The sequence below is a fragment of the Magnetococcales bacterium genome, from assembly GCA_015232395.1.
Taxonomy (GTDB): Bacteria; Pseudomonadota; Magnetococcia; order Magnetococcales; family JADFZT01; genus JADFZT01.
This window is the reverse complement of sequence record JADFZT010000104.1, coordinates 1-12,370: the sequence shown is the minus strand read 5'-3', so window position 1 is coordinate 12,370 and position 12,370 is coordinate 1. Positions and strand designations below refer to the sequence as shown.

The 12,370-nt window shown below is 54.6% G+C and carries 12 protein-coding genes; 7 read left to right on the top strand and 5 right to left on the bottom strand.

Annotated elements, in window-relative coordinates:
• Together HQL52_18410 and HQL52_18405 are read right to left on the bottom strand one after the other, a co-directional pair.
• Nucleotides 1-1,960, bottom strand: a 1,960-nt coding sequence (locus HQL52_18410; protein MBF0371417.1) for a tetratricopeptide repeat protein, incomplete at its 3' end; no start/stop codon positions are given.
• Nucleotides 1,961-1,970: 10 nt separating this feature from the next.
• Complete coding sequence (locus HQL52_18405; protein MBF0371416.1) at nucleotides 1,971-2,975, bottom strand: hypothetical protein; 1,005 nt, start codon at nucleotides 2,973-2,975, stop codon at nucleotides 1,971-1,973.
• Between HQL52_18405 and HQL52_18400 the strand changes: the two genes are divergently transcribed.
• A complete protein-coding gene (locus tag HQL52_18400) occupies nucleotides 2,974-3,171 on the top strand; it encodes a hypothetical protein (protein MBF0371415.1) in 198 nt (65 codons plus the stop codon). The two genes, HQL52_18405 and HQL52_18400, sit on opposite strands and share 2 nt — an antisense overlap.
• 164 nt (nucleotides 3,172-3,335) lie before the next feature.
• Here the strand turns inward: HQL52_18400 and hemL are convergent, their stop codons facing one another.
• The 3 genes from hemL to HQL52_18385 form a co-directional block, all read right to left on the bottom strand.
• Nucleotides 3,336-4,616: a glutamate-1-semialdehyde 2,1-aminomutase gene (gene hemL / locus HQL52_18395; GenBank protein ID MBF0371414.1), complete on the bottom strand. Its 1,281-nt coding sequence runs from the start codon at nucleotides 4,614-4,616 to the stop codon at nucleotides 3,336-3,338.
• Nucleotides 4,617-4,945: 329 nt separating this feature from the next.
• Nucleotides 4,946-5,500 (bottom strand): shikimate kinase, encoded by a 555-nt coding sequence (locus tag HQL52_18390; GenBank protein ID MBF0371413.1) that lies wholly within the window; start codon nucleotides 5,498-5,500, stop codon nucleotides 4,946-4,948.
• On the bottom strand, nucleotides 5,497-5,754 hold the full coding sequence (locus HQL52_18385) for a hypothetical protein (protein ID MBF0371412.1): 258 nt from the start codon (nucleotides 5,752-5,754) through the stop codon (nucleotides 5,497-5,499). Before HQL52_18385 ends, HQL52_18390 begins: the two co-directional genes overlap by 4 nt.
• Nucleotides 5,755-5,928: 174 nt before the next feature.
• On the opposite strand from HQL52_18385, the gene HQL52_18380 reads away from it, so the two are divergent.
• The 6 genes from HQL52_18380 (at nucleotide 5,929) to prfA (ending at nucleotide 12,131) form a co-directional block, all read left to right on the top strand.
• Nucleotides 5,929-6,225, top strand: coding sequence for a hypothetical protein (locus tag HQL52_18380; protein ID MBF0371411.1), 297 nt, complete (start codon nucleotides 5,929-5,931; stop codon nucleotides 6,223-6,225).
• On the top strand, nucleotides 6,222-6,911 hold the full coding sequence (locus HQL52_18375; protein MBF0371410.1) for an SDR family oxidoreductase: 690 nt from the start codon (nucleotides 6,222-6,224) through the stop codon (nucleotides 6,909-6,911). The genes HQL52_18380 and HQL52_18375 overlap by 4 nt, the downstream gene beginning before the upstream one ends.
• On the top strand, nucleotides 6,911-8,206 hold the full coding sequence (locus HQL52_18370; protein MBF0371409.1) for a long-chain fatty acid--CoA ligase: 1,296 nt from the start codon (nucleotides 6,911-6,913) through the stop codon (nucleotides 8,204-8,206). The genes HQL52_18375 and HQL52_18370 overlap by 1 nt, the downstream gene beginning before the upstream one ends.
• Before the next feature lie 20 nt (nucleotides 8,207-8,226).
• Entirely contained in the window at nucleotides 8,227-9,342 is a 1,116-nt protein-coding gene (locus HQL52_18365; protein ID MBF0371408.1) for a hypothetical protein, read from the top strand.
• Nucleotides 9,343-9,669: 327 nt separating this feature from the next.
• Nucleotides 9,670-10,926: a glutamyl-tRNA reductase gene (locus tag HQL52_18360; protein MBF0371407.1), complete on the top strand. Its 1,257-nt coding sequence runs from the start codon at nucleotides 9,670-9,672 to the stop codon at nucleotides 10,924-10,926.
• A gap of 125 nt (nucleotides 10,927-11,051) precedes the next feature.
• Complete coding sequence (gene prfA / locus HQL52_18355) at nucleotides 11,052-12,131, top strand: peptide chain release factor 1 (GenBank protein ID MBF0371406.1); 1,080 nt, start codon at nucleotides 11,052-11,054, stop codon at nucleotides 12,129-12,131.
• The last annotated feature ends 239 nt before the right edge of the window (nucleotides 12,132-12,370 follow it).

The window sequence follows — 12,370 nt, the reverse complement described above, 5'->3', positions numbered from 1 at the left end:
TGAGGAAAAAATCGGCTCGTTTGGCCATGGCTGGGGGGCGCAGCATTTCATGTTCAGGATCAGAGGGTTTGGTCTCCGTCCCCATTATATCCGGTTCCTCCTGAACAACGGTCAACATTTCTGCTTCTTCATCCCGGTTTGGAGCAAGGGTTTCTGAGGACGGTTTTTCAGGCCCATCCTGGGGAGACTCTACAGGCTCAACTATCTGTGGCTTTTCAGGTTCCCTTGCGAGATTCCACGGCTGAACATCGTCAGCCACCACCACTGTCATCACGGGGAGTGGTGGTCCAGCATTATCCCCACCAGTCTGAACGGCCTCATTTTCTTCCTGCTGCTTAAGAGTTGAGAGTTGAGCCAGGCTTTTCTGCAAGTAGGAATCGGTGGAATCAATCTCCAGGCCTTCCAAAATCACCTTTTCCGCCGCATCCAGCCGATCAGCTTGCATCAACAACTGGCCCAGTTCGGTACGGGCATGGACATTTTTCGGATCAATCCGCATCGCCTCCCGAAGCACTTCCTCCGCCTCATCATGACGCTTCTGCAGTATCAACAACTGGCCCAGTTCAGTGCGGGCATGGACATCTTCTTGATCAATCCGCATCGCCTCCCGAAGCACTTCCTCTGCCTCATCATGGCGCTTCTTCAGCATCAACAACCGGCCCAACTCAGTGCGGGCATGGACATTTTCTGGATCAATCCGCAAGACTCCCTGGAGTACTTTCTCCGCCTCATCCAAGCGGTTTTCCCGTATCAAGAGCTGGCCCAGTTCGGTAGGCACTACGGGATTAACGGGATCTCGACGATAGGCTTCCCAAAACACCCATTCCGCTGCCAGGGTTTCTCCCAAAAATACCAGGCAACGGCCATAAATTTGCCAACAGATGCTATCCCAAGGCTCCAAAATCAGAGCACGTCGTAATAGTTGCAGAGCCAGCTTGGCAGAGCGATTTGATTGATGCCGAATCAGTTTTTTGGCCGCTTCTGCCGAGGCACGAACCAAAAAATAGCTATCTCCGGTCTGTTCCACAAAACGTTCATGTCTCAGGAATAGATTTTTGAGAGCCCTGGCTGTCACTTCCCACTCACGTTTTTCGAAAAACGCCATAATTCGCTGCAGGTCATCGAAGGTGGGGGCGCTCAGCTTTGCAATGATCCTTGCCTGCCCACCCTTGGTTTCTTTTTTCCCGGGGGAACCCAGCTCTTTTCTCCACCAGCCGAGCCGCTCCTGCTCTTGAGGCGTCATCCCCCCAGATAAACTCTCCAATACCGGCTCGATCCAGGTTTGCCATTTTTCCGGAGCGCGAGGATAGAGGGCGCGCAGGGAGCGGAATTTGCGGATAAAAACACGCTTGCTGCGGGCATGAGGCAGCCAGGCAGCCAAACCACCGATCCAAGGCATGGCCGCCCCCGGTTCGGGTTGGGGGCACTGGCGTAATCCCAACAAACCGATGTTGAGATAGTGACCGGGCAGGGTATCGTCCACTTGCCGGCAAAGCCCCAGCCAAAAGCTTTCCAAAGGACGGGCGTGCTGGGGAGAGCTGGCAATCATCCGATAGGTGGCTGCCAAGGGGTCCCGTTGGGGGGCCAGACAGAGAGGGTGGAGAATCCCCCGCCAGCGGAGAAGGGAATCGAAGGCGTGTTGGCGTAAACCAGGCAGCCCAAGTTGCGCGCCAGCGGAGAGGGTTTGGGAAAACCAGTGGACATAGCGGGCCAAGCCAAACTCCCGCCGTTGGGCATCAGGCCAGGCCAGATATGGATCAATCCAGGCGGTCAGCGTGGCATCCAGAGTTGTGATGAGGGGATCATCCTCCTCCAAACCACCAAAAATCATCACCAGGGTATCGGCAATGTCGGCCCGCTCATAGCCAGGGAAGGAACGCCAACCGTACAGGGTATCGGACCACACCTTGTCAGGGGCAGCCTGGAAATCCTTCAACCAGCTGTCGATGGGTCGTGTCATATCCGTTCTTCTAAGGTTCCGGGATCTCTTCCCCGAAATCGTACACTTCTGACGCCAGACGTAAGGCATCCAGGTGAAAGTTGCGCAGCTTCCACACGGGATGGTTGGGTGGCATGGTTTCCACCTTGGCTATTTGGACCAAATGCTCCGGTTTGTAGTTCACTTTGACGTGAAGAAGCTCCGCATTCAACCGGCCACTCTCTTCCAAAGGCATGGCACGACCATAGCTTTCACTCGGGTGTCGGTTGGGATCAGCCGGAGCAGGAAAAAAATAGGGCCAGATATTGCTATCCAGCACCGTCGGCACCGCAAAAGCCCTCCCCTCCGTAGCCATTCTCTGGAAGCTTTGTTGCACATCCGAGACCGGATATTTCATCAAGGCTACGTATACGGCTCCTTGTCTGGGGGCGATATGATAGAGTCCCAGCTGGGTGCGCATCTTTTCTACCCAGTCAGCGCCTTTCAGCAGATCGGTTACATCGTCTTCAAAGGCAGCAAACATGGGACGGCTATCCCGCATTTCGTCATTCCATATTTCCAGCCAATCCTCTAAAAAATCAGCGGCATCATCCCGACTCATCCGGCTTTCTGATTTTTCAGTATAAACCCGAAGGTGCTCCCGGAACAGATCAAATGCTTGGCCTGAATCTGCCGCTTCCCCATCCGTCACTATTTGATGGAGCAGCCCATTCACGATCTCCACACGGACCAAATATTGATTTCCATCCAGGGGGCCGACAAAAGCGGCTTCGTTTCCTGGTAAAAAAGTGGGCGGAATATGTAGCGTTTGCAGCAGGTTTTCACAGTAGTCGGTATGTCTGTTTAGCAAAAGTTGTGCCGAACCTTCGTTCAGTTGAAGGTATTGATGATAATCAGCCTCACGTTTGCCACAGGCCCGGGTGTCAAAGAGAAAATTGTGGGCTTTGGCATAACCACGACCATCGTTTGGTTCGCCAGACAGCGGTATCTTCAACCCCTCCACAGCCGACAGGAAAATCTCTTGGGTGGTATCCATGCAATCTCCGCATTCTCTTTCCAAAAATTCCAAAGCTCATAAACTTGCCATCGCCATCTACTCAGCACAAGTTTTTTCACCACCGCCATCCAAAATCTTGCATAATGAAACTGTATTAGTTGTTTCTCTCTCCATAAAAGACGGGGCAAGGTTGATTGCGGTGCAAAAATCAATGCAATCAACTTTGTTGGGCTAAATTTCCCATGACAAATGGATTTTTGTCAAAAATTTTGGCAAAAACGCCTTTGTCATCCTGGAGAAGCTGGGAGATGCTTGAATTTTGTGGATTCGTGAAGTGGGGAGGAGCGGCAGGTTTCGGAGAGAGGGGGTTTTTCCGAAACCTGCCGATTTATGTTTGGGTTACAGGGTTTTGGCGACCTTGCGGGCGGCTTCGATGGTTCGGTCGATTTCGGCGTCTTCGTGGGCCATGGAGAGGAAGCCCGCTTCATATTGGCTGGGGGCCAAATAGATGCCTTCCGCCAGCATGCCGTGGAACCATTGGTTAAACCGCTCCAGGTTGGATTGGGCGGCTTGGGCAAAGTTGGTCACCTCTTCAAGCTCCGTGAAAAAGAGCCCAAACATCGATCCCACCCGATAGCCCACATGGGGAATGCCGGCGTCGCTTAAAGCCTGATCAATCCCTTGGGTCAAGCGGTCGGTGCGGGCATCCAGGGTTTCATAAAATTCAGGCCGTTGGATGATTCCCAACGTCGCCAGCCCCGCCGCCGTCGCCAGGGGATTACCCGATAAGGTGCCCGCCTGATAAACCGGACCTGCAGGGGCGATCTGCTCCATGATCTCTTTTTTGCCCCCATAGGCCCCCACTGGCAAGCCCCCACCAATCACCTTGCCCAGGGTGGTCAGATCCGGCTCGATGCCATAGAGTTCTTGGGCTCCCCCCTTGGCGACTCGAAAGCCGGTCATCACCTCATCCAGGATCAACAGCGCTCCATGATCGTCGCATACCTGGCGCAACCCCGCGAGAAAGCCTGGTTTTGGCAGCACACACCCCATGTTCCCCGCCACCGGCTCTACGATGATGGCTGCGATCTCTTTGCCCCGCTCACTGAAGAGTTTTTCCACCGCCTCCAAATCATTATAAGGGAGGGTCAGGGTATCTTTGGCGGTGTCAGCGGGCACTCCGGGAGAGTCTGGCACGCCAAAAGTGGCTGCGCCTGAACCTGCCGCCACCAGGAAGCTATCCCCATGGCCGTGATAGCAGCCGTCAAACTTGAGGAAGGCATCCCGACCGGTGGCTGCTCTGGCGAGTCGCAAGGCGCTCATGGTGGCTTCGGTGCCGGAGTTGACCAGCCGGACCATTTTGATGGAGGGGACTAGTTCGATGATGCGGGTGGCGAGGGTTACTTCCGCTTCGGTGGGGGCTCCAAACGAAGAGCCTCCTTCGGCCACCTTTTGAATAGCCGCTACCACATAGGGGTGGGCATGTCCTGCGATCATGGGCCCCCAGGAGCCGACATAATCGATATAGTCTTTTTTATCCACATCGGTGACGATGGCTCCCTTGGCGCTTTTGATGAAGGGGGGGGTGCCACCGACGGATTTGTAGGCTCGAACCGGGCTGTTGACTCCACCGGGGATATATTTTTTGGCTTTTTCGAACAACGTTTCAGAACGGCTCATGGGTGGTTCTCCGTTGGGATGGAGTGAATCAGATTCTTTTGATTTTACAATTAGGGGTGCAGGGGGATTATCTCCCTGCTGGGTGTGGGCAAAGCCCACGGTTTAAACCTTTTGACTGATGATTTTGATCTTGATTTTCATTTTCATCTTTTGACTTTGCCTTACCAACCCCAGCGGGTTTGGAGCGCAGCCCCAAGGTCTTGCTTTTGTTTTTGTCTTGCTTCTGTTTTTGTTTTATTTCTGTCTTATCTTAAGCTTCTGTCTTATCTCGCTTTAGCCGTGCCATCAAGCCGACCACCATCACACAAAAAATGATCCCCGCTCCAGGGTCAGGGTTCGAATTGAAATCCCTTCCTGATCAGCCTTTCCAGCAGCTCCTGGGTGATTTCCTTGCGGGATTTGTTATCGATTTCCAATGTCAGGTCTGCGGCATTTTCGTAAAAGGGCAAACGCCGATACATCACCTCTTCAGCGGAGAGCTGGTCGCTCAATGCCGGGCGTTCGGCATCCCCCCGCACCCTGGCAGCAAGAGTGGGAATATCTCCCTTGAGCCACACCACCAACCCTTTTTGCTTCAGAGCCGATATCTTGCGCTCACTGAGGATTTCATTCCCCGCCGGGTCCAGATCCACCACCATGCCGCCACCACAATCGATGATGATTCCGTCGAGCACGGCTGCTTTGGCCACTACCTGATATTCCATCTCCCGGAAGGCGTGCCAATCCCCCTGTTGCCGGGCGACGATTTCGGCAACAGAGTGGCCCCCATTGTCATAGGAGATCAAGAGATCCGTCGAGAGCACCGGCCATTTGGTCAGCCGGGAGAGCCGCCTGGAAACGTTGGACTTGCCTGCTGCGCGCATTCCGATTAGAGCAACGTTCATCCCCCCACCCCCATGATAAATTGCCGGACTGCCTTGGTGATCACCACCACCTGAGGGGTGGCGTGCAGAAACAGATCAAAGATATCCAGGGGTTTGGTGAGGGTACCCTGAAAAAGCATCCGGACCTTTTCCACCAGATGGGGCTCCGGATTAAATGGTGCGAGGGCCATCCAGATTGCGGCTAGCAGCAGTATGGGCCAGGCGAGATTGTCGATCCAGAGCAGTGCGGCATGGGATTGAACGGGGTCGGGCATGGGCTCCTCGTGGCATGGTGAGAGGGTATCGATCAACTTTGGCCAAAGCATAACGCAATTCCCCGGCTTCTGGCAAAATGCTCTCTACCGGGCTGTCGTTGCCAGGCTGGAAGATATCCATTAACATCCAAACATCCATCCAGAGCGCTGACAGCTATTGATATGGAATCTTCGATGTTCTCTCCTCTTTTGCAGCAGTGTGAAAATCAGATCCAGGCATTTGCCCAGGAGTTTATGGGCAATGGCGCCGGGGTTTCCATTGATACGCCGCTTTTGGGGCGACGCTCCCCCTTTAAATCCCACCAAATTGTGGAGCTGCTGGTGGCTGTTGAAGATTATTGTGATGAAAAACTGGGGGTGGAGTTCGATTGGACCGGTAAGCACAGCGACTTTGAAACCTGGGGGATCTACAGCACCATCGGCACCCTCGCCCGATATATTGCCTCTCTTCCACCAAAGGACAGCCCATGAAACCCACCTTGGTCATTACCGGCGCTTCCCGGGGGTTGGGTAGCCACATCGCAAAACGGGCGATGGAAGAGGGCTATCGGGTGATTGGGATGGCTCGAAACTGGGATGAGGGGGAAGGGGCTTTTGAACAGCTGGTCGCCGACGTCAGCGATCCGGAGGCGGTGGAGCGGGTTTTAAAGCCCTTCAAAAGAGATGCCTCCCTCTATGGCCTGATCAATGCCGCCGGGATTGCCTCCATGAACCTTACCCTGCTGATGCCGCCGGAAACGATGCGGCGGATCATTGAGGTCAATCTGCTGGGCACCATCCATACCTGCCGGATTATGGGGCGCTATTTTGCCCGTCGGGGTGAGGGGCGGATTATCAATTTTTCCACCATTGCTGTCCCCCTGGCGTTGGCAGGAGAATCGGTCTATGCCGCTTCCAAAGCGGGGGTGGAAAATTTTACCCGCACCTTTGCCCGGGAGATGGCCGACCACAACGTCACCGTCAATGCCATCGCCCCGGGGCCTGTGGATACGCAGCTTATCGCCAAGGTGGATCCGGAATCGATCAATGCCATCGTGGCTCGACAGATCATCGCTCGCAAGGCCACTCCGGAAGATGTCTTCGGCTTTGTTAAACTATTGCTGGCCCCGGAGGCGGGGATGCTGACCGGCGAAATTCTCCATGTGGGAGGGGTGTAATGGGCTTGCTGGAGGAACTTTCCGGTATTTATGCGGGCTATGAAGCCCCCTTTCTGATCACCCCTGAGGGCAGCCTGGATTTTGTCGGTCTTACCCGGGCTCAGGGTCTGGATGATGCAGACGTACTGGCTGGGGATGTGGTGGCCATTATCGGTGATTTTGGTGCCGAATCGATCCGGCAGCTCATCGAACTGGTGGACCGGGGGACCATCGTCGTCCCTCTGACACCGGAAACCCGACAGGATCACGCCTATTTTTTTGATGCCGCCGGGGTGGAGGTGGTGATTGAGGGGGGGAAGGCGCAACGCATTGCTCCCCGCCGGGAAGAGCCCCTGCTGGAACAGCTTCGCCGAGACAACCGCCCGGGGCTGGTGCTTTTTTCCACCGGAACGACGGGCCGCCCCAAGGCGATTTTACACGATTTTTCTCTCTTTCTGGCCCGCTACCGAACGCCCCGACCGACTTTACGGACCCTCTCTTTTTTGCTGTTCGACCATATCGGTGGGGTCAACACCCTGTTTCATACCCTGTTCAATCGGGGAACGCTGATCGTCCCTTCTGGTCGGGAACCCGAAAAAATTGCGGCGGATATCGAACGCCATCAAGTGGAGCTGCTCCCCACCAGTCCCACCTTCCTGCGCATGCTGCTGATGAGTGGCCTGTTGGAGAGGCAGACGCTACCTTCCCTGCGTATTGTCACCTACGGCACCGAGCGCATGGATCCAGCCACCCTGGTTCGTCTCTGTGAACAGTTGCCCCAAGTGCAGTTTCGCCAGACCTACGGCATGTCGGAGCTTTCCATCCTGCGGGTTAAATCCCAAAGCCGGGAGAGCCTGTGGATGAAAATCGGTGGTGAGGGGATTGAAACCCGTATCCAGGATGGGGTGCTCAAGATCAAGGCCGAAAACCGCATGCTGGGCTATCTCAACGCCCCCTCCCCTTTTGATGCCGAAGGGTGGTACGACACCGGGGATCTGGTGGAGGCGGATGGTGAATTTATCCGCATCACCGGGCGGGTTAACGATATCATCAATGTCGGCGGCATCAAGGTGCTCCCCGAAGAGGTGGAAAATGCCGCCGTGGGGCATCCGGATATCATGCGCGCCAAGGTGCGGGGGGTGGATAATCCCATCACTGGACAATATATCGAGCTGACGTGCGAACCGCGCCCAGAGGCCTCCCCCACTCGTAAGGAAATTCGGAAATATTTGGAACAGGTGCTTCCTGAAGCCAAGCGGCCCCACGGCATCAAAGTTGGCCGGGTGGCGATCAACCATCGTTTTAAGCAGAGCTAGAGGGAGCATCTCAATCCTTCATGGCCGGTTCCCCGCCACTTTTTGAACTCAAGCCCATCGAAGCCACCGACTATCCGGAGATGGCCCGGTTTTGTGCCGATTTTCCCGGGGATGTCTGGGATCAGCCAACCTGGTTGGCGCGATTGCGCTTTTGGTGGGAGGAAAACCCCGCGTTTGATGAAAAATGGCGTCGGGGTTGGTTGATGATGGATGAAGGCCGCATCGTGGGGATGCTGGGGGAGATTCCCACCCTGGTTCGGTTTTTCGGGGAGGATCGCCAAGTGGGCAATTTCAGTACCTGGCGGGTGCTGGAAGCCTACCGGGGCAACGGTTTGAAGCTGCTTTTCAGGGCGGTCAAGCTCAACCGGGATCTACCCATGTTTACCACCACCCCCACCCCCAAGGTGGCGAAAATCTTCAGCGGTTTTCGTTTTAATAATCTGACGGAACATCTGGATGAGCAGCTCTATTTTTGTCACCTGACCCCTCTTGTCCGTCGGTTTGCCGCCCGGATGGGGCCATTGCATTTTTTGTCAGGCATTCCGGCGATTTTAGCCCGGTTGCTCCAGTGGTTTTTCTTTGTTTGGGCCAAACCCGATCCAGGGGGGTTGACGACAGGGCCTGCCCGGGTGTGGGGAGAGCCGGGGCCGGCGTTTGATCGGCTGTGGCAACGCACGCGTGATCGTTATGATGTGACCAACGTGCGTCAGGCTGATGTCCTGCGCTGGCGATTGGCTCTGCCTCTGCCTGAGGCGAGAATCCATCTTTTTGGTCTGCCGGGTCCGGGGGGAGAGGTGGTTGGTTTGGCTCGCTTTATGGAAGAATATCCCCCGGCTTTTCCGGATGAACGCCACCTGGTCTGCCAGGATATCTGGTCTGAAGAAGCGGCGGGCACGGTAGAGATGTCGGCGGCCTTGCTCAAGGCGGCTGTCCATTTTGCGAAAAAAGAGGGGATTTCCGTGGTGCGTATTCCCCATTTTCAACCCCATCTGGCAAGGGCTGGGCGGCGAGCAGGGCTCTTTTTCCATAATCAGCGCGTCGCTTCCCTGTACTGTAAATTCCCTAAAGCGATACAATTAAAAATTGTGCCCGAAAAAATATGCCTCAGTGGAGACATGGGGGATACGGGGCTATAGTGGTTGGTGGCAGTGGTTTCCTGGCTTGGTTTTGGATTCTGTCGGGGATAGTGTCGCTGTGTTGGCTGGGCATTTTTTGGCGGCCTATTTTTTTTCGGTTTTCGGGTGAAATCAGAGGCTGGATTCAGGGGTTGACCATTTCCAGCTTGTGAAAATGGCAGATTGGCCGATACCAGATAAGGGCATACCTTACGGGTCAGGCTGCTTGGTTGATATCGGAGTGGGGGGGCTCATTCCAGAGATTGCTGCGGGCAGGTTATTGCCTGAGCGTTTTGGGTAGCGGTACCGATAGACGTTTTTTCGGTATCCAGGACAGACGTCAGATCCATGAAAATCGCCGTCATAGGCTTGAATCATACCACAGCCCCCGTGGCCATTCGGGAGAGGTTGGCGTTTCCCTTGGAGACGCTTGGGGATCATCTCGCCCAGCTGACAGCGCTTTCAGATGTTGCTGAAGGGGTGATTCTTTCCACCTGTAACCGTGTGGAGGTTTATTTCGCTTCCCGGGATCTGGAATCGGCGGTGGCGGAAGTTTCTGCGTGGTTGGCGGACTGTCGCAGTTTGGACTTGGCGGAGTTGACTCCCCATCTCTATCTCCATCAAGAGGAAGGGGCGGTGCGCCACGGCTTTCGGGTGGCTTCCAGCCTTGATTCCATGGTGGTGGGGGAAGCCCAGATTTTGGGGCAGATCAAGCAGGCCTTTCAGCGCGCGGTCGTCGAAAAATCCACCGGGCTTTTTCTCAACAAATATTTCCACCGGGTGTTTCAGGTGGCCAAGCGGGTACGCACTGAAACGGCCATTGCTGAAAATGCTGTTTCCATTGCCTTTGCAGCGGTGGGGTTGGCGAAAAGAATTTTTGGTAATCTGGAGGGCCATACCTGCCTGATGATTGGTGCCGGGGAGATGTGTGAGCTGGCGGCTCGGCACATGAAGGCCAACGGGGTGGAGATTTTGGTCACCAACCGCACCTTCGAGCGGGCGCAATCTTTGGCTGAGGGGTTTGATGGCCACGCTTTTCCCTTGGAGAGTCTGGGGGAAAACCTGGATCGCGCTGATATCGTCATCTCTTCTACCGGCTCCACCACCTACCTGGTGGATCGCGATCAGGTGAAGATTGCTCTGAAGCGTCGTCGGCAAAAGCCGATGTTTTTGATCGACATTGCTGTTCCCAGGGATTTGGATCCCAAAATTGCTGAAGTGGACAGCGCCTTTTTGTACGATATCGATGATTTGCAGCAGATTGTGGAAAGCAATCGCAAGGATCGGGGCAAGGCGGTGGCTGAGGCCCAGGAGATCATCGAAGAGGAGACTCCCCACTTTTTGCGTTGGCTTGATTCTCTGGAGATTGTCCCCACCATTGTTGCTTTGCGGCGTAAGTTGGAGGGGATTCGGGATGCTGAGTTGGCCAAGGTGTTGGGGGGGAATGGGGTGAGTGAGGAAGAGCGCAAGCGTTTGGAAGGTCTCACCCGGCTTTTGATCAACAAGATACTCCACACCCCCACCAGCCGTCTGCGGGATTTGGCTGCGGAGCCGGATGGGGATCAATATGTGGATGCGACCCGCAAGCTGTTTGAGCTGGAGTGAGGGGAGAGCTGTTCGATTGGGAGTGGTAAGCTCCTGATCGATTTGGTTAACGCCTCTTGTTCTGTCCGGAATAAGCCTATGGCCGACTCTCTTGGCTTTGGGTCAACCCCTTTGGGAAAGCCCTTATGTCACTGCCCCAAAAATTAAAGTCGATGTGTGCCCGCCATCAGGAACTGGCTGCGTTGTTGGGTTTGCCTGAAACCATGGCTGATTCTGCTCGTTTGGCCCGTTTGAGCCGGGAGTATGCGGAGTTGACCCCGGTTGTGGAGGGGTTTGAGGCGCATCAGGCTTTGGAGGAGGAGTTGGCGGAGGCTGCGTTGTTGTTGGATGGTGAGAGTGATCCGGAAATTCGGGAGATGGTTCGGGAGGAGCGGGAGAGTCTTGGCAAGCGTTTGGAGGAGAGTCAACAAAATCTCCAGTTTTTGTTGTTGCCCAAGGATCCCAATGATGGTCGCAACGTTATTTTGGAGATTCGTGCCGGGACTGGTGGGGAGGAGGCGGCTCTTTTTGCGGCGGATCTTTTTCGCATGTATGTCCGGTATGGGGAGACGCGTCGGTTGAAGGTGGAGGTTCTTTCGGAATCTCCGACCAATTTGGGGGGGTATAAGGAGCTGATTGCCATGGTGACTGGCAAGGGGGCTTATCAGAGGCTTAAGTTTGAGTCTGGTGTTCACCGGGTGCAGCGGGTTCCCAGCACTGAGGCTGGTGGTCGCATTCACACCTCTGCTTGTACGGTGGCTATTTTGCCGGAGGCGGATGCGGTGGAGGTTCAGGTGGAGGAGAAGGATTTACGGGTGGATGTGTATCGTTCTTCGGGTCCGGGTGGGCAGAGTGTCAACACGACGGATTCGGCGGTCCGTTTGACGCACATTCCCACGGGATTGGTGGTGACGTGTCAGGATGAAAAGTCTCAGCATAAGAACAAGGCCAAGGCGATGAAGGTATTGAATGCGCGTTTATTGGATTTGGAGGCTCAGGCGGCGGCTGATGAGCGATCTGAGGCGCGTCGGGGTCAGGTAGGTTCTGGGGATCGTTCTGAGCGTATTCGCACTTATAATTTTCCTCAGGGTCGGGTGACGGATCATCGGATTAATTTGACTTTGCATAAGTTGGATCGGATTTTGGAGGGGGAGTTGGGGGATATTGTGGATGCTTTGGTGACGCATCATCAGGCGGAGTTGTTGGCGGAGTTGGGGGAGGCATGATCTTTTGGTTTTAAACTATTAAAAAAAAAGATGGGGGGGATTGGGGGGAATTCTTTCCCCCCAAGGTTTTTCCTTTGATCTTGATCTTGATTTTGCATTCAATCCTTTGATCTTGATCTTGATCTTGATCTTGATTTTGCATTCAATCCTTTGATTTTGATCGTAACTATTCAGCACCCTGCCGCAAATAAGACTTGACAGCCTTTTTGGTCTGAAAATGTTTTACTGACTTCGTAGAG

Excerpts from the sequence above, each read along its gene's own strand:
- HQL52_18400 (MBF0371415.1), top strand. The coding sequence starts at position 2,974 with ATGCAATCTCCGCATTCTCTTTCCAAAAATTCCAAAGCTCATAAACTT.
- HQL52_18405 (MBF0371416.1), bottom strand. The coding sequence starts at position 2,975 with ATGGATACCACCCAAGAGATTTTCCTGTCGGCTGTGGAGGGGTTGAAG.
- hemL (MBF0371414.1), bottom strand. The coding sequence starts at position 4,616 with ATGAGCCGTTCTGAAACGTTGTTCGAAAAAGCCAAAAAATATATCCCC.
- HQL52_18390 (MBF0371413.1), bottom strand. The coding sequence starts at position 5,500 with ATGAACGTTGCTCTAATCGGAATGCGCGCAGCAGGCAAGTCCAACGTT.
- HQL52_18385 (MBF0371412.1), bottom strand. The coding sequence starts at position 5,754 with ATGCCCGACCCCGTTCAATCCCATGCCGCACTGCTCTGGATCGACAAT.
- HQL52_18380 (MBF0371411.1), top strand. The coding sequence starts at position 5,929 with ATGTTCTCTCCTCTTTTGCAGCAGTGTGAAAATCAGATCCAGGCATTT.
- HQL52_18375 (MBF0371410.1), top strand. The coding sequence starts at position 6,222 with ATGAAACCCACCTTGGTCATTACCGGCGCTTCCCGGGGGTTGGGTAGC.
- HQL52_18370 (MBF0371409.1), top strand. The coding sequence starts at position 6,911 with ATGGGCTTGCTGGAGGAACTTTCCGGTATTTATGCGGGCTATGAAGCC.
- HQL52_18365 (MBF0371408.1), top strand. The coding sequence starts at position 8,227 with ATGGCCGGTTCCCCGCCACTTTTTGAACTCAAGCCCATCGAAGCCACC.
- HQL52_18360 (MBF0371407.1), top strand. The coding sequence starts at position 9,670 with ATGAAAATCGCCGTCATAGGCTTGAATCATACCACAGCCCCCGTGGCC.
- prfA (MBF0371406.1), top strand. The coding sequence starts at position 11,052 with ATGTCACTGCCCCAAAAATTAAAGTCGATGTGTGCCCGCCATCAGGAA.